The 690-nt window shown below is 77.5% G+C and carries 1 pseudogene; it reads left to right on the top strand.

What is annotated here, in order from left to right:
• A pseudogene (locus N869_RS18155) lies at window positions 1-690 on the top strand (sacsin N-terminal ATP-binding-like domain-containing protein); the annotation flags it as partial.

Raw genomic sequence — 690 nt, 5'->3', positions numbered from 1 at the left:
CGCTGAGCGCCCTGGGCCTGCGCGTGGTGCACCCGCAGGCGGGTCACGCCTGGCTCGAGCGCCTCGGCGCCCAGAGGGTCGACCCCCACGCCCTGCTGCGGTCCGCGGCCCTGCGCGACCTGGTGCTCGCCGCGGCGGACGAGGACCCCGACGACCGCACCGACCTGCTCACCGCCACCGTCCTGGGGCTCCTCACCGACGCCTCGGGTGCCGGGCCCGCACCCGCGCCCGAACCGTGGTGGTCAGAGGTTCTGATCACCACGGAGGACGGTGACCTGCTGCCCGCCCACCAGCTCGTCCTGCCCGGCACCCCGGCCGCCGACTGGTACGACCCCGAGACCCTCGTCCCCGTCGACGCCGAGCAGGCCCGTGCGCACGGCCCGGCCCTCGCGGCCCTGGGTGTGCGCACCGGGGTGCACGTCCTCGCCGTCCCCGACCCGACGCAGGACCCCACCGGGCACGACCTGGCCACCGACACCGTGGACGGGTGGGACGAGTACACCGACCGGTGCCCCGCCGAGGAGCGCGACCGGGGCGGCGCGTACGCCGTCACCGACCTCGACGCCGTGCGCCCGGAGGCCTGGCCCGACGTCCTCGCCGCGATCGACGCCCACGTCCCGCGGGTCGCGCTCGTGGGTACACCCACCCGGCCCACCTACACCGCGTGGTGGCTGCGCCGGTGGGGCCCCG

The sequence above is a fragment of the Cellulomonas bogoriensis 69B4 = DSM 16987 genome (genome assembly GCF_000767165.1).
Lineage (GTDB): Bacteria > Actinomycetota > Actinomycetes > Actinomycetales > Cellulomonadaceae > Actinotalea > Actinotalea bogoriensis.
Note: the sequence above shows the minus strand (reverse complement) of the source record. Positions and strands in the feature narration are given on the sequence as shown.